General features: G+C 63.5%; 19 protein-coding genes. 8 read left to right on the top strand and 11 right to left on the bottom strand.

Translation table 11 applies throughout. The features are described from left to right. Positions 1-2: 2 nt before the first annotated feature. From AruPA_RS09000 to AruPA_RS08980, 5 genes are read right to left on the bottom strand one after another with little or no spacing between them, the layout of a single operon-like run. Complete coding sequence (locus tag AruPA_RS09000; protein WP_265636336.1) at positions 3-1343, bottom strand: glutamine synthetase family protein; 1341 nt, start codon at positions 1341-1343, stop codon at positions 3-5. 55 nt (positions 1344-1398) lie between these two features. Beyond that, a complete protein-coding gene (locus AruPA_RS08995; protein ID WP_265636335.1) occupies positions 1399-2493 on the bottom strand; it encodes a spermidine/putrescine ABC transporter substrate-binding protein in 1095 nt (364 codons plus the stop codon). Positions 2494-2519: 26 nt separating this feature from the next. After that, complete coding sequence (locus tag AruPA_RS08990; RefSeq protein ID WP_265636334.1) at positions 2520-3359, bottom strand: ABC transporter permease; 840 nt, start codon at positions 3357-3359, stop codon at positions 2520-2522. Further along, a complete protein-coding gene (locus tag AruPA_RS08985; RefSeq protein ID WP_265636333.1) occupies positions 3356-4264 on the bottom strand; it encodes an ABC transporter permease in 909 nt (302 codons plus the stop codon). The genes AruPA_RS08990 and AruPA_RS08985 overlap by 4 nt, the downstream gene beginning before the upstream one ends. 40 nt (positions 4265-4304) lie before the next feature. Next, positions 4305-5423: an ABC transporter ATP-binding protein gene (locus tag AruPA_RS08980; RefSeq protein ID WP_265636332.1), complete on the bottom strand. Its 1119-nt coding sequence runs from the start codon at positions 5421-5423 to the stop codon at positions 4305-4307. A 132-nt stretch (positions 5424-5555) separates the two neighbouring features. Here AruPA_RS08980 and AruPA_RS08975 point away from each other — a divergent pair, with 132 nt between their 5' ends. From AruPA_RS08975 to AruPA_RS08965, 3 genes are read left to right on the top strand one after another with little or no spacing between them, the layout of a single operon-like run. Continuing rightward, positions 5556-5693, top strand: a complete 138-nt coding sequence (locus AruPA_RS08975) for a hypothetical protein (protein ID WP_265636331.1) — start codon at positions 5556-5558, stop codon at positions 5691-5693. A gap of 48 nt (positions 5694-5741) precedes the next feature. Further along, entirely contained in the window at positions 5742-6863 is a 1122-nt protein-coding gene (gene ald / locus AruPA_RS08970; RefSeq protein ID WP_265636330.1) for an alanine dehydrogenase, read from the top strand. A 31-nt stretch (positions 6864-6894) separates the two neighbouring features. Further along, a complete protein-coding gene (locus tag AruPA_RS08965) occupies positions 6895-7461 on the top strand; it encodes a cupin domain-containing protein (protein WP_265636486.1) in 567 nt (188 codons plus the stop codon). 133 nt (positions 7462-7594) lie between these two features. Here AruPA_RS08965 and AruPA_RS08960 read toward each other — a convergent pair whose 3' ends face one another. Continuing rightward, positions 7595-7834 carry a hypothetical protein gene (locus AruPA_RS08960; protein ID WP_265636329.1) on the bottom strand — a complete coding sequence of 80 codons (240 nt, stop codon included), beginning with the start codon at positions 7832-7834 and terminating at the stop codon, positions 7595-7597. Here AruPA_RS08960 and AruPA_RS08955 point away from each other — a divergent pair. From AruPA_RS08955 to AruPA_RS08945, 3 genes are all read left to right on the top strand, one after another. Beyond that, positions 7823-9214, top strand: a complete 1392-nt coding sequence (locus AruPA_RS08955; protein WP_265636328.1) for an aspartate aminotransferase family protein — start codon at positions 7823-7825, stop codon at positions 9212-9214. The genes AruPA_RS08960 and AruPA_RS08955 overlap by 12 nt on opposite strands. Further along, the gene (locus AruPA_RS08950; protein WP_265636327.1) at positions 9211-10584 is read left to right on the top strand and encodes a glutamine synthetase family protein; all 1374 of its coding nucleotides are present in this window, start codon (positions 9211-9213) and stop codon (positions 10582-10584) included. Before AruPA_RS08955 ends, AruPA_RS08950 begins: the two co-directional genes overlap by 4 nt. 131 nt (positions 10585-10715) lie before the next feature. Then, the gene (locus AruPA_RS08945) at positions 10716-12032 is read left to right on the top strand and encodes an APC family permease (RefSeq protein WP_265636326.1); all 1317 of its coding nucleotides are present in this window, start codon (positions 10716-10718) and stop codon (positions 12030-12032) included. Positions 12033-12108: 76 nt separating this feature from the next. Here AruPA_RS08945 and AruPA_RS08940 read toward each other — a convergent pair whose 3' ends face one another. The 3 genes from AruPA_RS08940 to AruPA_RS08930 form a co-directional block, all read right to left on the bottom strand. Then, positions 12109-13206 carry a PA0069 family radical SAM protein gene (locus AruPA_RS08940; RefSeq protein WP_265636325.1) on the bottom strand — a complete coding sequence of 366 codons (1098 nt, stop codon included), beginning with the start codon at positions 13204-13206 and terminating at the stop codon, positions 12109-12111. A 72-nt stretch (positions 13207-13278) separates the two neighbouring features. Then, positions 13279-14676: a TIGR03013 family XrtA/PEP-CTERM system glycosyltransferase gene (locus AruPA_RS08935; protein WP_265636324.1), complete on the bottom strand. Its 1398-nt coding sequence runs from the start codon at positions 14674-14676 to the stop codon at positions 13279-13281. Positions 14677-14859: 183 nt separating this feature from the next. Next, positions 14860-16302, bottom strand: coding sequence for a mannose-1-phosphate guanylyltransferase/mannose-6-phosphate isomerase (locus AruPA_RS08930; protein ID WP_265636323.1), 1443 nt, complete (start codon positions 16300-16302; stop codon positions 14860-14862). 74 nt (positions 16303-16376) lie between these two features. On the opposite strand from AruPA_RS08930, the gene AruPA_RS08925 reads away from it, so the two are divergent. Together AruPA_RS08925 and AruPA_RS08920 are read left to right on the top strand one after the other, a co-directional pair. Beyond that, on the top strand, positions 16377-17177 hold the full coding sequence (locus AruPA_RS08925) for a creatininase family protein (RefSeq protein WP_265636322.1): 801 nt from the start codon (positions 16377-16379) through the stop codon (positions 17175-17177). Next, positions 17174-18097 (top strand): EamA family transporter, encoded by a 924-nt coding sequence (locus AruPA_RS08920; RefSeq protein ID WP_265636321.1) that lies wholly within the window; start codon positions 17174-17176, stop codon positions 18095-18097. Before AruPA_RS08925 ends, AruPA_RS08920 begins: the two co-directional genes overlap by 4 nt. Before the next feature lie 42 nt (positions 18098-18139). On the opposite strand, the gene AruPA_RS08915 is transcribed toward AruPA_RS08920, so the two are convergent. Continuing rightward, complete coding sequence (locus AruPA_RS08915) at positions 18140-19093, bottom strand: GDP-mannose 4,6-dehydratase (RefSeq protein ID WP_265636320.1); 954 nt, start codon at positions 19091-19093, stop codon at positions 18140-18142. Between the two features lie 7 nt (positions 19094-19100). Further along, positions 19101-20072 carry a GDP-mannose 4,6-dehydratase gene (locus AruPA_RS08910; protein ID WP_265636319.1) on the bottom strand — a complete coding sequence of 324 codons (972 nt, stop codon included), beginning with the start codon at positions 20070-20072 and terminating at the stop codon, positions 19101-19103. Between the last annotated feature and the right edge of the window lie 103 nt (positions 20073-20175).

Raw genomic sequence — 20175 nt, 5'->3', positions numbered from 1 at the left:
GTTCAGACGTTCAGCAGCAGATGTTCACGCTCCCACGAGCTGATGACCCGCAAATATGTTTCGTATTCGAGACGTTTAACCGCAACGAACACCTGCACCAGCTTTTCGCCGAGGATATCGTTCAGCGGCCGGGATTGCTCCATCATTTCGAGCGCGTGAGAGAGCTCGCGGGGCAGGCTGTACGGTTGCGAATAGGCCGAACCCTTGAACGGCGGGGTTGCGTTCAACCCCTCCGTCATGCCCAGGAAGCCGCAGGCGAGCGAGGCGGCGAATGCGAGATAGGGATTGGCATCGGCCCCGGGCACCCGGTTTTCGACCCGCATGGCCGAAGGATCGCCGAACGGCACGCGCAGGCCGCAGGTGCGGTTGTCGTGGCCCCATTGCAGGTTGATCGGTGCGTTGGAGAACCGCGTGAGCCGGCGGTAGGAATTCACGTTGGGCGCAAAGATCGGCATGATCGCCGGGATGTATTTCTGCAGTCCGCCGATGAAGGACAGGAAGAGCGCGCTCGGTTTGCCATCGCGGTCGGCGAACAGATTTTCACCGGTTTCGGCATCGATCACGCTTTGATGCACATGCATGGCGCTGCCGGGCTCCTGGCCCATCGGCTTGGCCATGAAGGTCGCGTAGATATCGTGGCGCAGCGCCACTTCGCGCACCGTGCGCTTGAACAGGAATACCTGATCGGCGCGGTTCAATGGATCGCCGTGCAGAAAATTGATCTCGACCTGTGCTGCACCTTCCTCGTGGATCAGCGTGTCGAGATCGAGTTCCTGGATCTCGCAGAAATCGTACATCTCTTCGAACAGCGGATCGAATTCGTTGACCGCATCGATCGAATAGGCCTGCCGGCCGGTTTCCTGGCGGCCGGATCGCCCGATCGGTGGCACCAACGGATAGTCGGGGTCGGTGTTGCGCCCGACCAGATAGAACTCAAGCTCCGGTGCCAGGACCGGCTTCCAGCCGCGCTCGGCATAGAGCGACATCACTTGACGCAGGACCTGGCGCGGCGCGATCGGCACCGGTTTGCCGTTGGCATAATGGCAATCATGGATGATCTGCGCGGTCGGTTCATGCGCCCAGGGCACCAGGCGGACGGTCGAGGGATCGGCGATCAGTTTGATGTCGATGATCGCGGGATCGCTCAGAATATCATCCGGATCGTCGGGATATTCGCCGGTGACCGACTGGATGAAAATGCTCTCCGGCAGGCGCGGTGCGCCGCCCTGGTGAAACTTCTGCGCCGGCATGATCTTGCCACGCGGAATGCCGGTTATATCGGGCACCAGGCACTCGACCTCGGTAATGCGATGTTCGTTGAACCATTCGATCAGATCGATCATGTCAGCCTCGGAGAGAAGCGACGCGCCCGGAATGGGCGCGCCGTCGTAATCGGTGTCAGTGTTGGCGCACCGCGGTCCAGATCGCGTTGAAGGTCTGCAGTTTGGTTCCCGCCAGGGCCGGCAGGAAATGCAGGTATTTCATTTCCATGGCGTCCGGCTTGATCAGCGGTTTCTTGAGTTCGGCGCTCAGCATCGGCCCGGCCGCGGCGTTCGGACTGCCATAGAGATTATAGTTGGAAAGTTCGGCGCCCGCCTTGGCCGAGAGGATGAAGTTGATGAAATCATAAGCGAGTTTCGGGTCCGGCGCATTTTTGGGGATCGCCATGGTATCGACCCAGATTTCGCTGCCCTGTTTCGGCAGCAGATAGCCCGAATTCAGGCACGATTTGTCATCGTAGCATTCGGCGACCGCGCCATTGAACGTCATGCCGATTGCGATCGTGCCCTTCTTGATCTGGCCCATGGCGGGGTCGCCATCGACGAAGCCCGTGAAATTCTTGCGCTTCTCGGTCTTTTCGATCAGCTTGGCCGCCTTGATCCACTGGCTTTTCCTGTTGCAGGTAAATCCGTAGCCGAGGTAGGCGCAGGCGGCGCCGATGGTATCGCGCCCGGACCCGCCCATCAGGGCGAAGGGATAGCTCGGGTTCAGCTTCGGATTGAACAGCACCGCCCAGCTTTCGGGCAGTGAGGTCACCTTGGTTTTCAGATAGCCGATGCCGGTCGTGCCCCATTGATAGGGCATGGTGTAATCATCGTGCGGGTCATAGGAAGGGTTCTGGAACTTGGCGGCTAGATTGCGGAAGTTCGGGATGTCCTTCTTGTCGAGTTTGGCGATCAGACCTTCATGGATCAGCTGCGGCACGTAATAGCTCGACGGCACGATGACATCGTATTGCGAATCGCCACCCGCCTTCAGCTTCGCCGCCAGCGCCGAATTTGAATCGTAATAGGTCTGCACCACGGTGCAGCCGCAATGGGCCTCGTATTTCTTGATCAGCCCCTTGCCGATATAGTCCTGCCAGTTGAACAGGTAGAGCGTCTTGCCCGCCGCCTGTGCCGGCGGGGCCATGGCCATGGTGCCGGCGATCACACTGCCGATCAGGGCCGCCGACCCTACGATTGTTTTGATGATGTCGCTACGGTATTTCATTGTTAGCCTCCTGTTGATCTGGTTGTTCAATCGCCGGTGCGTGGCACGGCCAGCCGGTCTTTTTGCCGGGTGAAACCGTATTGCAATAGGCCGATGCCGATCACCGTGGCAATCATGAGTGTGGCGAGCGCATTGATGTCGGGCGAGATGCCTTTGCGCGCCACGGCGCTGTAGATATAGATCGGCAGCGTCGTGCTGCCCGGCCCCGCGGTGAAGTAGCTGATGGTGAAATCATCGATCGACAATGTGAAGGCGAGCAGGAAGCCGCCGATGATCGCGGGGCGGATCACCGGCACCGTCAGATGCAGGAAGGACTGACGCCCGTTGGCGTAGAGATCGTGCGAGGCCTCGAACAAATTCGGATCCAGCCCCGCCATGCGCGCGAAGACGACGAGTGCGACATAGGGGGCCTGGAACGTCACATGGGCGATGCCCATGGTCAGCAGCCCTGCCGCGAACAGCCCGGTCGCATTGTGCATCAGATTGAAAAAGATCAGCTCGGAGATGCCGAATACCAGGCTGGGCATGATGATCGGCGTGTAGATGATCAGGCTCGGCAAGGCGGCGGCGAACCCCGATCGGGCGCGGCTGCGGAAGCGGCTGAGGCCGAACCCCATCAAGGTTCCCAGCACGGTGCCGAGGATCGATGATCCTAACGCGAGTGTCAGTGACCGGCGCAGGGCGGCCAGCACATTCGGCGCGTGCAGCAGGGCGTCGTACCAGTGCAGGCCCGCCGCCGTGCCGCCCGGCGCCGGGGCGAATGAAAACACCGCGATCAGCGCGAGCGGCGCGTACAACAGGATGTATACGGGCAGGCTGGTCAGCAGCAGCGCGCGGCGGATCGGCGGTGTCAGGTGCTGGCTCATATCATGCTACCTTCGGAACTGCCGAGGCGCTTGCTCATGACGCGGAACACGATCAGGCCGGCGCAGGTGAAAATCAGCATGAAGATCGTCAGCGCCGCGCCGTAGGGCCAATTCGGTGTGTCAAGAAATTGCGAGGCGATCAATGAGCCGATCATCATCGATTTGCCGCCGCCCAGGAGCGTCGGCACCACGTAATCGCCGAACGCGGGAATCGCGACCAGGATGATGCCCGAGAGCAGACCGGGGATGGTCTGCGGGAAGACGGCACTCCAGAACAACCGCCGCCCCGAGGCGTAGAGATCGCGCCCGGCCTCGACCAGGCTCCAGTCGAGTTTTTCCGCCGCGGCATAGAGCGGGACGACCATGTAGGGCAGGTAATTGTAGGTCAGGCCGATCTGCATCGCCAGAATGCCCGGCATCAGGCCGAGATGAGGCGGAATCAGTCCGGCATTCTGCGCGAGATGCGACAGGGCGGAGCCTGGCCCGAGCAGTTCCATCCACGCATAGGTGCGCACGACCTGATTTGTCCAGGACGGCAGGATGACGAACAGCAGCAGCAGCGGGCGGAGCGCCGGCGGCTGCGTGACGATGAAGAACACCACCGGATAGGCGAGCAGGATGGTCAGACCGGCCGCCGACACCGCCTGCAACAGCGAGCGCAGGATGGTGGCGATGTTATCGGGGCTCCAGCCGAGGATCGAATAGCCGGCGACTTCGCGGAACGGCTCGAGCGAGAGCGGCAGATGGGGATTGCCGTAATTGCCGATCGAGAAGAAACCGATCCCGAGCAGGATCAGGCTCGGCAGCAACAGAAAGATCACGATCCAGAACAATCCGGGGCCGGCCGTCATCCAGAGGCGCCAGGCACGCGCGAGCCGTTCCGTCCGCTCGGCCCGTCCCTGCATGGATGCGCTCCCGGTTACCGTGGACATGGCTGGGCCGGTTTCATCCGTCGATCAGCATGATGTTGCCGGGTTTGAGTTCCAGCACCACACGCTCGCCCGGCCCCCAGCTGCGCTCGGCCGCCTGGTTATTGGTATCGAGCGCAAGAACGATGGCGCCGCCGGGCAGTTCGACGTTGTATTGCGTCGAAGCGCCCATGTAGATCGCCTCGCGCACGACGCCGGGGAAGGTATTGGGCCGGTCGCGCGGCGCATCGGCTTCGGGATAGAGCCAGATTTTCTCGGGCCGGATCATCGCGGTGCGCTGGGTGTCGATCCTGGTGTTGATCGCGAGCGCGCCGAGCGCGGTTTCGGCGACATTGCCGGGCCGCGGCGTGAATTTCCAGATGTTCGACAGGCCGAGAAACTCCGCGACGAACACCGAGCGCGGCTGTTCGTAGACATCGAGCACCGGGCCGACCTGCAACATCCGCCCGCGCTCCATCACCGCGATCCGGTCGCTCATCACGAGCGCCTCGTGCTGGTCGTGCGTGACGAAAATGAACGTCATGCCGAGGCGCTTTTGCATGCGCATCAGTTCGACCTGCAATTCGGCGCGCAATTTCGCATCGAGGGCTGAAAGCGGCTCATCGAGCAGGACCACCTCGGGCTCGTTCACCAGCGCCCGCGCCAGGGCCACGCGTTGGCGCTGGCCGCCGGATAGTTGCGCGGGGTTGCGCCGGGCGAATGCATCGATCTGCAGGAGGGCCATGATCTGCTCGGTGCGGGCGAGGCGTTCCGCTTTCGCCACGCCGCGCATGCGCAGGCCGAAGCCGATATTCTCGGCGACCGAGAGATGCGGAAACAGCGCATAGGACTGAAACACCGTATTCACGGCGCGCTTGTGGGGGGGGACGTTCTGCATCTCGCGCCCGGAGATCAGAATCCGTCCGGTATCGGGCGTCTCGAACCCGGCGATCATGCGGAGCAGCGTGGTTTTGCCGCAACCCGACGGGCCCAGCAGGGTGAAGAATTCGCCGGCGCGGATGTCCAGATCGATCTGATCGACCGCCACGATGCCGCCGCCGAACACCCGGCTGATCCCCTCCAGGCGGATCGCACCGCGGGGCGCTGCGCCATCGGGCCCTTGTGTGTTCCGTATCGGCAGGGTGGCTTCAGTCACGCGGGATCGCGCTGGTTTCGGATCCGCGCCGGCTGATTCGGGTCAAGTGGCACGCGCATCAAATCTCCCCGGCCACACGCCGTGCCTCGCCGGCCGGTGGCGCTGTTCTCGTGCTGAGGTCGCTCCCTGTTCGTGACCATCGCCAAAGTTTTTCGCATCGTCAAGAATAATCAACGAGGTGTGAATGATCGTTTTGTGATCGCCGTGCTGGCGCGCCTCACGCCGTCCGATGGACGAAATGATATTGCGCGGTCGTGCCGGCATGAGTAAAGCTGTTGATTATTCTAAACGGCGTCCTGGCCAGGAGGAGAGTGTTTCATGTTGATCGGCGTTCCGAAGGAAATCAAGAATCACGAATACCGGGTCGGCCTGACGCCTGCCTCGGTGCGCGAGCTCCGCACGCATGGTCATCAGATCCTGATCGAAACCGGCGCGGGCGAGGGCATCGGCATGGACGACGCCGCCTATGGCAGGGCGGGTGCCGAGATCGTGCCGGATGCCGCCACCGTGTTCGCGCGGGCCGAAATGATCGTGAAGGTCAAGGAGCCGCAGCCGGCCGAATGCAAGCAATTGCGCGCGGGCCAGATTCTGTTCACCTATCTTCATCTCGCGCCCGACCCCGATCAGGCCAGGCTGCTGATGCAGGCCGGGGTCGTTGCGATCGCCTATGAGACCGTCACCGATGAACGCGGCCGGCTGCCGCTGCTGGCGCCGATGAGCGAAGTTGCCGGGCGCATGGCGGTGCAGGTGGGCGCGGTTTCGTTGCAAAAGGCCAATGGCGGGCTCGGCGTGCTGCTGGCCGGCGTGCCCGGCGTGCCGCCCGCGCGGGTCGTGGTGCTTGGCGGCGGCGTGGTGGGCACCAATGCCGCGCGCATCGCTTTGGGCATGGGGGCGGATGTCACCATCATCGATCAATCGATCGGCCGGCTTGCGCAACTCGATGATCTGTATGGGCCGCACCTGAAAACCCTGTTTGCCACGGCCGAGGCGATCGAGGAGGCGGTGTTCCACGCCGATCTCGTGATCGGCGCCGTGCTCGTGCCCGGTGCATCCGCGCCGAAACTGGTGACGCGCGCGATGCTCGGCCAGATGCGGCGGGGGGCCGTGCTGGTCGATGTCGCGATCGACCAGGGCGGTTGTTTCGAGACCAGCAGGCCCACCACGCATGATGATCCGACCTATATCGTCGATGGCATCGTGCATTACTGCGTCGCCAACATGCCTGGTGCGGTGCCGCGCACCTCGACCTTCGCGCTCGCCCAGGCGACGCTGCCGTACACGCTGAAACTGGCCGATCATGGCTGGAAGGCGGCGCTGCGCAGCGATCCGCATCTGCGCGCGGGGCTGAACGTCGCCGAGGGCCGCATCGTGCATCCCGCGGTGGCGAGCGCGCTGGGCGAAGCGGTTCTGACGGCTGATCTCGTGCTCGCGGCGGCCTGATCGGGACGTGGACGCTCGCAGCGAGGGTCCGATGGATGGCGGGCCGGAGGACGTTGGGGTGGGGGCGCGGCTGAAACGAATGCGTCAGGTGTTCGGCCTGACGCAGCGCGAACTCGCCCGCCGCGCCGGCGTGACCAACGGGGCGATTTCGCTGATCGAACAGGCGCGGGTCAGCCCCTCGATTTCGTCGCTCAAGAAGATCCTCGACGGGATCCCGATGTCGCTTGCCGAATTTTTCACGATCGATCTGGCGGCGCCGGAGGACGTGTTTTTCCGGGCGTCGGATCTGACTGAAATTGCGTTCGAGGATCGGATCTCGTTTCGGATGGTCGGGCGCCGGCTCAAGGAACGCGCGCTGCAGATGCTGCACGAAACCTACCGGCCCGGTGCCGATACCGGCGAAGCGATGCTGCGCCACGATGGCGAGGAAGCGGGCGTGATCGTGCGTGGCCGGCTGCTGGTGACGGTGGGGGATCAGGAACAGGCGCTTGGCGCGGGCGATGCCTATTACTTCAAAAGCCGCATTCCGCACCGGTTTCGCAATCCGTTCGATGAATTATGCGAAGTGATCAGCGCGAATACGCCGCCCAGTTTTTGAAAAGCGAGGGGTGGAGACGGCAAGCACGTCTTTTTTGTGAACAAAAAAGAAGCAAAAAAACGTTGTTGATCTGTGCCTGTGCCGGTTCAAACGCCTGAGCCCCAGTTCAGAGACAGTTTTTTGTTTCTTTTTTTCAAAAAAGCAGCGATTGCTTTGCCTTCAATACGAAATTGCTTGAACCAGAACCGATATGTTGATAAAACGGTAATAATGCTGTGTTTTCCGAACAAATATGACCGCAACGCGCATGCTGAGCTTCTTCGGCTTTGCGCGCGCATCGGCTACAGCCCGCATCGCTCCTGATCGTTTTGGCCCGGCGGCCGTCATGCCGCTTGTTCTGCTCTAACATCGGAGTTATTTCATGCTCGATCATCCCGTCGCTACCGTTCTGGACAGTGATTTCAACTGGCAGGCGGCCGATTCCGCGCATCATCTTCATCCGTTTTCCGACCATAAATCCCTCCATGAGGGCAAAATCCGCATCATCACCGGCGCCGAGGGCGTTTATCTGACCGATGATGCGGGCAATCGCATTCTCGATGGCATGGCCGGGCTGTGGTGTGTGGCGGTCGGCTACGGCCGTCATGAACTGGTCGATGCGGCGGCGGCGCAGATGAAAACCCTGCCGTTCTACAATACGTTTTTCAAAACCGCGACCCGGCCGGTCATCAGCCTGGCCGAACGTCTGACGGCGATGGCGCCCGGCGATCTCAATCATGCTTTTTTCGCCTGTTCGGGTTCGGAGGCGGTGGACACCGCGCTTCGCATGGCCCGCACCTTCTGGATCACCAGGGGACAGCCGTCCAAGCGCGTTATCATTGGCCGCGAATTCGGCTACCATGGTTCGACCACGCTGGGTGCGGCGGCGGGGGGCATGGTCGACATGCATCGCCAGGGTGCGGCGCTGCCGGATTTCGCACATGTCATGCCGCCCTATTGGTATGGGTATGGCAGCCAGATGAGCCCGGAGGCGTTTGGTCTGTATGCGGCGCGCCAGGTGGAGGACAAGATCCGCGAGATCGGGGCCGAGAATGTCGCCGCGTTCATCGGCGAGCCGATCCAGGGGGCTGGGGGCGTCATTATCCCGCCCGAGACCTATTGGCCGGAAGTTCAGCGGATCTGCCGCGCGCATGATATTCTGCTGATCGCCGATGAGGTGATCTGCGGTTTCGGCCGCACCGGGCGCATGTTCGGCAGCGAAACCTTCGGCATCGCGCCCGACCTCATGACGCTCGCGAAAGGCATCACCTCGGGTTACATTCCGCTCTCCGCGGTTCTTGTGGGGGACCGTGTGGCGGATGTGCTGATCAATGAGACGGGCGAATTCTATCACGGGTTCACCTATTCGGGTCATCCGGTTGCCTGCGCGGTGGCACTTGCCAACCTCGATATTCTGGAGTCCGAGCAGCTTGCCGCGCGCGCCGAAGCCAGCGGCGTCAAATTGCGCGCCAAGCTTGCTGCGGCGCTCGGTGAGCAGCCGATCGTCGGTGAAATTCGCGGCACCGGGCTGATCGGCGCGATCGAGCTCACCGCGGATCGGCGTACACGGCGGTTCTTCGAGAAGCGCGGCCGCGTGGGCGCGCTTTGCCGCGATCATTGTTTTTCCAACAATCTGGTGATGCGTGCGGTGCGTGATACCATGGTGTTCTCGCCGCCGCTGACCATCACGGATGCCGAGATGGACGATCTGGTCGATCGGGCGACGACCGCCATCATGGCGACCCAGGCCGATGTTCGTTCCGAAATCCTGTGACGGCCGCCATGGATACCGTGTCATCGCGTGAAGACAGGCTCGCGCTGCTGGGGCAGAGCGAGTTGATCGAGGCCTTCATTATCGATGTGAACGGCGTGCCGCGTGGCAAATGGCTGCAGCGCGACAAGGCGGCCGCGCTGTTAGGCGAGGGTATCGCGATCCCGCGCTCGGCCTATCTGCTCGACATCTGGGGTCGTGACATCGTCGAGGGCGGCATCGCTTTCGATACCGGCGATCCTGACGGTATCTGCGTCGCCGTGCCGCACAGCGTCACGCGCATGCAATGGGCCGAAGGGCACGCGAGCCAGGCGCTGCTGACCATGCGGGAGGCCGATGGCTCGCTGTTCTACGCCGATCCGCGCGGTGTTCTGGCCCGGGTGCTCGACCGTTACGCGGCACAGGGGCTGACGCCGTCGGTCGGGGTTGAGCTCGAGTTCTATCTGGTCGATCCCAACCGCACCGGTGGCCAGCGCATCGCCCCGCGCGGCGCCGATGAGAGTGCGTGGCGCGGCTGGCAGACTGACACGATGGGGCTGTGGGAGATCCACGATTATGAGCCCATCCTGCGCGATCTGCTGCGCGCCGCCGCTGCCCAAGACATCGCGCTCGACACGTTGATCAGCGAAAACGGGCCGGGCCAGTTCGAAGTTACACTGCGCTATGCGCCGGATGCCATGCGCATCGCCGACGATGCGGTGCTGTTCAAGCGCGCGGTCAAGCAGATTGCCCGCAAACACGGGCTTGCCGCGACGTTCATGGCGAAACCCTTCGGCAACTGGGCGGGCAGCGGCATGCATGTTCATATGTCGGTGCTCGATCGGAACGGGGTCAATATCTTTACCGGCGATGCGCAAAAGCCCAGCCAGGTACTGTATCATGCGCTCGGCGGGCTGGTGGCGGCGATGCCCGATACCATGCTGGTGCTCGCCCCCCACGCCAATTCGTTCCGCCGCTTCGCGCCGGGTACGCACGCGCCCGTATTTGGCGATTGGGGTCATGACAACCGGCTTTCGGCTGTTCGTGTGATCAATGCCGAGCCCCGCGCCGCCCGGATTGAGCACCGCGTTGCCGGTGCCGATTGCAACCCGTATCTCGCCTTCGCCGGGATGCTTGGCGCCATGCTCGATGGCATTGCCGATCGGGCCGACCCCGGACCGGAATCGATCGGCGACAAGACCGGCGCGGCGGCGCCGCGCTTGCCGATCGCCTGGAGTGCCGCGACGGATCGCTTTGCCGGATCGGCACGCAGCGCCGCGATTTTCGGTGCCGCGTTCCAGGCCATCTTCGCCGCCTGCAAACGCCAGGAGATCGATGAGTTCCGCCGGCGTATTTCGGACGTGGAGTACGATGCCTATCTGAAAAATGCCTGACGATGCCGGGCATCATCGCGACATGACATAACAAGAAACCAGAACGACGCCAGGGACTTCAACCGTACAGGAGAGCAACGATGCGAACGGAGTTGAGAGCGAATTCACTGTCGTTTATCGAGTCGATTGTCATGGGTATCGCCGGCAGCGCGCCGGGCTATACCATCGCCGTGACCACCGCGGCGCTGATCGGCACGGCCGGATTTTTGTCGCCGGGCAGCCTGATCATCTTTGCGGTGCCCATGCTGGGCATCGCGGTCGCCTACAAGGCGCTGACCAGGCGAATGGCCAATGCCGGGGCCGCCTATGAATGGACCACCCGCGTGTTCGGTCGCTTCTTCGGCTTCTTTTCGGGCTGGGCGCTGCTGGTCGCTTCGATGGTGTTCATGGTCACCGGCAGCCTGCCGATTGCGACCTCCACGTTGAACTTCATCGCGCCGGCGCTGACCAAGAGCGTGCTCGCCACCACCAGCGTCGCAACGCTGTGGTTTCTGCTGATCGCCGTCGTGTTGATCGCCGGGATCAAGCTGACCAGCAAGATCCAGCTGGTGATGAGTACGATTGAACTGGTTATCCTGGCGGTCGTGGCGATCGCCGCGTTCGTTCATGTTGCGGCCCACGGCGCGGTCAATCCGTTTTCGTGGTCGTGGTTCGGGTTTCACTATACTGCCGGCGGGTTCGCCGCGACCGCTCTGGTCGTGGTTTTTTTCTATTGGGGGTGGGACGTGACAGCCAACCTTGCCGAAGAAACCAAGGATGCCGAGGTCAACGCCGGCAACGGCGGGTTCGGTAGCGTGTTCGTCACCATCACCTATTATGTGGCCTTCACCCTCGCCGCGCTGCTGCTGTTCACGACCAAGGCGGCGCAGGGATACAGCGACAATATCATCTACAACATTGCCGTCGCCTCGGGCCTGGGGCGGACCGGCGGCTTGATTGCCTCGATCGCGGTGATCCTGTCGTCCATCGCGACGCTCGAGACGACCATGCTGCAGTTCTCGCGCACCCTGTTTGCCATGGGCCGCGACGGCGCGCTGGCGCGGCACTTCGGCATGGTCGACGAACGCACGGAAACGCCGGTGCGTGCGATGTATCTGCTGATCGGCGTCGGCCTCGTCGTGCTGTGGGTCTCGTCCCTGATGCCCTCGATCAACGCGATCATTACCGACTCGGTCAATGCCATCGGAATTCAGGTGGCCTATTACTATGGTCTTGCCGGGCTCGTGGCGGCCTGGGTGATGCGCGATGTTTATCGTGAGTCGATCGCGCTATGGGTCGGTCTGTGCCTGTTTCCGGCGCTCAGCGCCATTTTTCTGTTCGCCATGGGCCTCTATGCCATTACCACATTCAACCTCGTGACCAATCTGGTCGGGATTGGCGGGCTGGTCGCCGGGATCGTTTTCTTTCGCCCGGCGCGCGCCACGGCGGCGCCCGCCACGGCGTCGTGACGTGGTATTGCTGTTCGGGCAGAGCCGGGGGCGTGACGCTTCCGGCTCGTTTCGAAACCGACGTGAGTCTGCCCGATCAGAACAATGACATCTGTGTGCCTGGGCCCTGAGTGGGGACGGGACGGGCGAAGCGCGTGCAGTCGAGCGCGGGCGGCGTTTCGCTGAGGTTGAACCGTCGGGCGGCGCGCTTGAATCGTGCGGTGAGCAGATCGGCGTAGGGGCCGGTTCCTTTGAAACGGCTGTTGAAATTGGGGTCATTGAGCGCGCCGCCGCGGGTCTGGCGGATCAGGCTCAGGATGCGGGCGGCCCGGTCCGGCATGGTGCGGTTGAGCCACTGTTCGAACAGCGCGCCGACTTCGTGGGGCAGGCGCAGCAGGATCGCGTTGGTGGAGGTGGCGCCGGCGGCGGCGGATGCTTCGAGGATGGCTTCGAGTTCGGCGTCGTTCAGCCCGGGGATCATGGGGGCGGCGAGGACGCCGACGGGAATGCCGGCTCTCGCCAACCCGGCTACGGCGACCAGCCGCCGGGCCGGGCTGGCTGCGCGGGGTTCCATGGCGCGGGCGAGTTGCGGATCGAGCGTGGTGATCGAAAGATGCACCCGCGCGAGATTGCGCGATGCCATGCGTTGCAGAATATCGCCATCGCGCAGCACGCCGGCGGATTTGGTGATCACGCTGACCGGGTGATTGAAACGGTCCAGGACTTCGAGCACCGCGCGGGTCAGTTTCAACTGGCGTTCGACCGGTTGATACGGGTCGGTGTTGGAGCCGAGCACGATGGGGGAGGGGATATAGGATTTTCGCGACAATTCCCGTTCCAGGAGTGATGCGGCATCCGGCTTGAAAATCAGTTTGGTTTCAAAATCGAGGCCCGGCGAGAAGCCGAGATAGGCGTGGGTCGGCCTGGCGTAGCAATAGATACAGCCGTGTTCGCAGCCTCGGTAGGGATTGAGCCCACGGTCGAAACCGAGATCCGGGCTATCGCTACGGCTGATGATCGACCGGGTGGCGTCACGGATCAGGACCGTCTGGGCGGCGGGTTCCGCTTCGGCGAGGGTTTCCCACCCGTCATCGAATGGATCACGGCGGCTGGACTCGAACCGGTTGGCAGGGTCAAGCGTGGTGCCGCGCTTTTCGAATGCGGTATGCCGGGGAATGGTGGTGCGTATGTTCATGATATGTTCAAACGATATCATCGGAACGGCACCGCAAGTCAAGAACAAAATACGAACGGTACTGATGCGGCGCTAGCGGACCCCGGACGGCCAGAGGACGACGCGCAGGGTCTGGAGGATAATCAACAGATCGAACGCGATCGAGGCATTTTTCACATAATAGAGATCGTAGCTCAGCTTGGAGCGGGCGTCGTCGAGCGAGGCTCCATAGGGGTAATTGATCTGCGCCCAACCGGTCAGCCCGGCCTTGACGATGTGCCGTTCGTTGTAGAGCGGCAGTTGGGCGGCCAATTTGGCGGTGAATTCAGGGCGTTCCGGCCGCGGCCCGACGAATGACATGTCGCCCCGGAGAATGTTGAATAATTGGGGAATCTCGTCGATCCTGGTGCGGCGCAGGAAATTGCCGACCCGGGTGATCCTTGGGTCTTTGGCGTCCGCCCAGACCGCGCCCGCCGATTCGGCGTTCAGCAGCATGGTTCGCAGTTTGAGAATCTTGAAATGTCGCATCCCTTTGGTCACCCTTGTCTGGGAATAGAAGGGTGACCCGCGATCCTGCAGCCAGACCGCCAGGATGCCGAGCAGCAGGAACGGCGCGGCGCAGATAAGCAGGATGAGGCTGACGGAAACATCGAGCGCGCGTTTCAGCACGCGGTCGAACATGGTGTAGGTGAAGCCGTCCGAATACAGCAGCCAGGACAGATCGAGCCGCTTGATGTCGATCCGGCGGATCTCGGTCTCCAGAAAGCTCATATACTGATAGATCGGGTAGCCGGCCATTTTGCAGTCGATCAGCCGGTCGAGCGCCATGCCTCGCCGCTCGTCCGGCGCAATCACGATCTGATCCGCCCGGATCCGCCGGGCCGCATCCAGAAATCCCGAGGGCGCCTGGATCACCCGGACCTTGGGGTCGTGGTCCAGCCGCGGATCGATGACGCCGAACCCGGCATCGTGCACGAAGGTGACCTCGTAATGAAGGTTGCGACCTTCGCTATGCAGCATCCACATCAGATCACACGCGCGCTTGCCCGCCCCGATCACCAGCAACCGGCGCTTCAGCAGCCCGGATTTGCGCAGTCGCAGAAACGCAAGCCGCGTCGCCACGCCGCAGCCGGTAAAGCAGATCGATGCAGCGACGAATAGCGGATCGGGCAGCGGGCGGGGCCAGTTCTGGCGGTCAAGGCCCAGCAGCGCCGGCAGCATCAGAACCAGGGCGGATGCCGCCAGCGTGCCGATGCCGACGACCAGTGGCAACCGCCGGATCGAGCGCCGGACCGTCAGGATCACGTCGCGCCGGTAGAGGCCCAGCGCGTAGAGCGAAACCAGATTGGCCGCCGGATACAGCGCCAGGATCAGTCCGATTTCCAGACCGGCGCGCGGCAGTATTCCTGGCACCGCGAACCAGGCCGCGAATGGCCACACGAGCATGATAAGCCCGGCATCCAGACAGAACATGATGGCGGCGGCGTTCATCGGCGTATGATCGCGCCGATGCCGGTATGAAGACCTCGAACGGGGGCAATGATCGACCTTGGCACAGTTCCAACCTTGTTGCGGACCAAACGCGCTGGAACGCACCATGCCCTTGCTACGTCAACAAATCATTAAATAACCGCTGAAAACTGAATCTCGAGGTGCGAGGCCCGGTTCCGCTGTTCAATTTCGTCCGTAGGTGTCCTCGAATCGGACGATATCGTCTTCGCCGAGATAGGAACCCGATTGCACCTCGATCAGCGTCAGCGGGATCTTGCCTGGATTTTCCATGCGGTGAACACAGCCCAGCGGCAGATACAGGCTTTCGTTTTCGCGGATCAGATGCACTTCGGCATCACGCGTCACCAGCGCCGAGCCGGCCACCACGACCCAGTGCTCTGCCCGATGAAAATGCTTCTGCAGTGACAGTTTCGCTCCCGGCAGCACCACGATGCGCTTGACCTGAAACCGTTCGCCCAAAATCAGCGTCTCGTAGAAACCCCAGGGTCGATAGACCCTGGTGTGGGCCTCGGCTTCGGGCCGCTTGTCGCGTTTCAACCGCTCGACCACGCGCTTGACGTTCTGCGTCTGGCTGCGGTGCGTGACCAGCACCGCGTCATTGGTCGTCACCACCACCACGTCCTGCAACCCCAGCACCGCCGTGACCGCGCCTTCGCTGCGAACGTAGCAACCGTCGGAATCCTCGATCACGGCATCGCCCATCGTTGCGTTGCCGCGCGCATCCTTGTCGGCGACGTCCCAGATCGCGGCCCATGATCCAACATCGGACCAGCCGAGCGCGGCGGGCACCACCGCCGCGAGATCGGTCTTCTCGGCGATCGCGTAGTCGATGCTGATATCGGGTGCGGCGCTGAAACCCGCCGCATCCAGTCTGATGAAATCGAGATCGGGCTTGCGCGCGTCGAACGCCACGCGCACGGCGCGCGCCACCGCCGGCGCGTGACGTTCGATCTCGGACAGCAGCGTGCGGGCGGTGGCCACGAACATGCCCGAATTCCAGAAATGCCGACCATCCGCGAGCAGGTTCGCAGCCGTCGCGGCGTCAGGCTTCTCGACGAACCGCGCGATCCGGAATGCGCCTTGATGCCCGGCGAGCGCCGTGCCTTGCTCGATATAGCCATAGCCGGTCTCAGGCGCGCTTGGGTGCATGCCGAAGGTGAGGATGAACCCGTCGCGCGCGGCTTTCGCCGCGATGGCCAGCGCGGCCTGCAGCGCCGGCAGATCGGCAATCGCGGCGTCAGCCGCCATGATCCACAGCACCTGATCGGGATCGGCCTCGGCGATCAGCAGCGCGGCGGCGGTGATCGCCGGCGCGCTGTTGCGACCCACCGGTTCAAGTAGAATTCGTGCGCCCGTGGCGCCTGATTCCCGGAGCTGTTCGGCGACGATGAAGCGATGCTCATCGTTCGCGACCACCACCGGTGGTGCGAACCCGGGTCCGGCCGCGCGGCCGGCGGTTTCCTGCAACATGGTCTGCAACCCCACCAGCGGCCAGAACTGCTTGGGGTAGGCCTTGCGCGATACCGGCCATAACCGTGTGCCCGTGCCCCCCGACAAGATCACCGGTACGATCGTTTCGCTGTGCATCACAGTCCCATCAGCCATGCAAATCCCCATCCATCACGAGCGCTTCATTGCCAGCGGACGTGCTTTGCGTCCAGCATGGGGCGGGAGATTTCATGACCGGATCACAACAAACGCTGCATCTCGACACCTTGACCAGCGCCGCCCTGCGCGCGCTGCTCGACCAGCGCCCGCTCGTGCTGCTGCCGCTCGGCAGCCAGGAAGATCAGGGTGCCCATGCGCCGATGGGGGATTTCCGGCTCGCTGCCATCATCGCCGGCCAGATCGCGCGCCGTGCGACCGATGCCGGGACGCTTACCTTGGTCGCTCCCACCCTGCCGTTCGGCGCGGCCGATCATTTCGGCGCGAGTCCCGGTGGGCTCGCGCTCGCGCCCGGGACGTTTCGCGCCGTTCTGGCCGATCTGCTGGGGGATCTCCGCCGCAACGGGCTTGGCCGCATCGTCATTCTCAACGGCCATGGCGGCAACGTGCCGCTGATCCACGAAGTCACCCTCGCGATCCGGCGCGGCGGTGGACCGGTCATCCCTTCGGTCTATCTCTGGAAAATCGCCCGCCGCCTGATGGAGCGGCGCATCGGTCCGGCCGGCGATAGGTTCGGCCACGGCGGTGAACCGCTGGCCTCGATCACCCTTGCGTTGCGCCCTGATCATGCAAGGCCGGAGCACGCTGTGGCACCCGCCGCGGCGGGGCAGGCGTTCGGTTGCCCGATTGCCGGGTTCGGCGCCATCGGTTTCGAGGATATCGAGATCGACGCACCGCTCGAATACCATGAGATCGCGCCCAATTCCGCCACGGCCGACGCCACGCGGGCGACCGCCCCGCTCGGTGCGGCTGTGGTCGAAGACCTTGTTGCCCGGGTGGCGCGGTTTTGCGCGCACGCCGCCGCGCAGCCATGAGCCTCGTTCCCGCCTGGATACCGGTGACGATCGCGGCCGCGCTGTTTCAGGTCTGGCGGACCGCCTTGCAGGCCCGGTTGCGTGGCACGCTCAGCCCGGGCGGTGCCGGCTTCGTGCGTTATCTCTATGCGCTGCCGGTCGATTATGCCCTGCTCGGCGTGACCCTCGTTGTGCTCGGAACCGGCGTGCCATCGTTCGGTTCGGACTTTGCCGTGCTGTGCCTGGCCGGCGGGATCGCGCAGATTTTCGGCACCAATCTGCTCATCATGGCATTTGCGCATCGCAATTTCGTGGTCGGTACCGCCTACGCCAAGACCGAGGCCGCTCAACTCGTGATCGTGTCGGTGGTGCTGTTTGGGGCGCATATCCCGGCAATCGCGGTCATTGGTATCATGCTTGCGGTGGCCGGGGTTCTCGCGCTCTCGTTCGCCGGTCAGTCGATGGCGCCGCGCGCCCTGCTGCGCGCCTCGGTCCAACCCGCGGCGCTCTGCGGCCTCGGGTCCGGCTTTGCCTTTGCGATCACGGCCATCGCGCTGCGCAATGCGACGCTGGTGCTGGCCCCGGCCACGCCCGTGCTGCTCAAAGCGCTGCTGGCCCTTGCCGTGGCCAATACGCTGCAGACCCTGGCGCAGGGCGGCTTCATGGCGATCCGCAGCCCCGCCGAATTGCGCAGGACCCTGCTCGTCTGGCGCCGGGCCGCGCCGATCGGCGTGCTCTCGGCCTGCGGTTCCGGGTGCTGGTTCATTGGCTTTGCCCTCACCAACGTGGCACTGGTGCGCGGGTTCGGGCAGATCGAAATCCTGTTCACCTTGGCGGTGGGTCATTTCTATCTGAAAGAGCGCACCAAACGGGGCGAGATCACGGGACTCGTCATGGTCGGGCTTGGTGTTGTTCTGATCGCCGCCGCCGGCATCGGGTGAGGTGGCGGGGGTTGGATCGGTGATCGCGTCTGACCGGGTTCGCTAAGGACTCCGGGTGTGTTCCGTGCGGGCGAGGGTATCGCTGGCGGGGCGGGTGCTTGCCGTCAATATGTCGTGCAGGGTGTTCGTCAGGTCGATTTCCGGCCGCCATCCGAGGACCCGCGCGGCGGCCGAGGCGTCGCCGAAGGCGCTGGGGATGTCGACGGGGCGTAGGCGGAACGGATCGATCTCGACTGTGATCGGGCGATCGGCAACGCTGATCATGGTGTGCAGGATGTCGCCGATCCGGCGGGGCATGCCGGAGGCGAGGTTGAAGATGGTGCCGGGCGGAAGATCGTTGCCGTGTGCGATGGCGAGGGTGTAGGCGCGGACGATGTCACGCACGTCGAGGAAATCGCGCGCGGCATCGAGATTGCCGACCTTGATGACCGGCGGCTGGCTGCCGGCGATGATCGCCGCGATCTGGGCGGCGAAGGCCGGGATGACGAAGGCATCCGACTGGCCGGGACCCGTGTGGTTGAACGGGCGGAAGCGGATCAGCCGCAAGCCGGATTCCGCGGCCATTGCACCCAGGGCGAGGTCGGCGGCGGCTTTGGTGGCGGCATAGGTGTTCAGCGGTGCGAGGGCGGCGGTTTCATCGAGCGCGACGCCAGAGCGGAAGCTGTCGCCGTAGCACTCGGCGCTGCCGACGTGCACCATCAGGCAGGTTGGCGCCGTATCGATGATCGCGCGGGCGACCGCGAGGCTGCCGCCGAGATTGACGGCGAACGCACGGTCGGGGGCGAGGCGCGCGGCCGGTACCGAGGCGATGCCGGCCAGATGCACCACGGCATCGGGGCGTGCGGCCTCGATCATGCGGTGAACCGCGCCGGCATCGGTAACATCCGCGTCACCCGCGATCAGCGCCGCCCCCGGCCATTGTGCCGCCAGCGCGGTACGGAGGTAGCCACCGACGAAGCCGGTGCTGCCGGTGATGAGGATGCGATCGGGGGTCATGCCTTTGTCAACGTGACAGGCGGGCGATATCGGCCTGGACCATTTCGGCGGCAAGCTGCTCGAGGGTGACGGTCGCTTTCCAGCCGAGTTTGCGCTCGGCCTTGGACGGGTCGCCCAGCAGCAATTCGACTTCGGCCGGCCGCATCAGCGCCTGGTCGGTACGGACGTGATCGGCCATGGCGAGCCCGGCCGCGGCAAAGGCCATTTCGCAGAAATCGGCGACGCGCATGGTGCGGCCGGTTGCGATGACGTAATCGTCGGCCTCGTCCTGCTGCAGCATCATCCACATCGCCTGAACGTAATCGCGGGCGTGGCCCCAGTCGCGCTTGGCTTCGGTGTTGCCGAGCGTCAGGTGGTCGGCGAGGCCGAGCTTGATGCGGGCGACACCATCGGTGATGCGGCGGGTGACGAATTCGATGCCACGCAGCGGGCTTTCGTGGTTGAACAATATGCCTGACGACGCGTGCATTCCGAAGCTTTCGCGGTAGTTCACCGTCATCCAATGGGCGTAGAGTTTGGCGGCGGCGTAGGGGCTGCGCGGATAGAAAGGGGTGGTCTCGGACTGCGGGATCGCCTGGACCTTGCCGAACATTTCCGAGGAGGATGCCTGATAGAAGCGGGCTTGCGGCCGCGCGATTCGTACCGCTTCGAGCATGGTGACAGCGCCCAGGCCGGTCACCAGACCGGTGAGCGAGGGTTGCTGCCAGGAGGTGGCGACGAAACTCTGGGCGGCGAGGTGATAGACCTCGTCAGGCTCGTAGGTCTGCACCGTGCGGATCAGGCTGCCGAGGTCGGTGAGGTTGCCTTCGACCAGTTGAACCTGGTCGATGACGCCCAGCCAGCGCAGCCGCTCGCCGATCACATCGGATGACGCTGAGCGGCGCATCAGGCCAATCACGCGATAGCCCTTACCGAGCAGAAATTCGCTCAGATAGGCGCCGTCCTGGCCCGTGATGCCGGTGATCAAGGCTGTCTTCATTTTGGCTCCACTCGATCCTATGTATTGAACTCGGATTAAAATCCGGTGCCGTTCTGGACGGAATTGATCACGCTGGCTAGAGGGATGTGCTGCGGTGGGTTTC

Source organism: Acidiphilium sp. PA (assembly GCF_026191915.1).
GTDB lineage: Bacteria > Pseudomonadota > Alphaproteobacteria > Acetobacterales > Acetobacteraceae > Acidiphilium.
The sequence above is the reverse complement of the archived record's forward strand: the minus strand, read 5'-3'. Positions and strand labels throughout refer to the sequence as shown.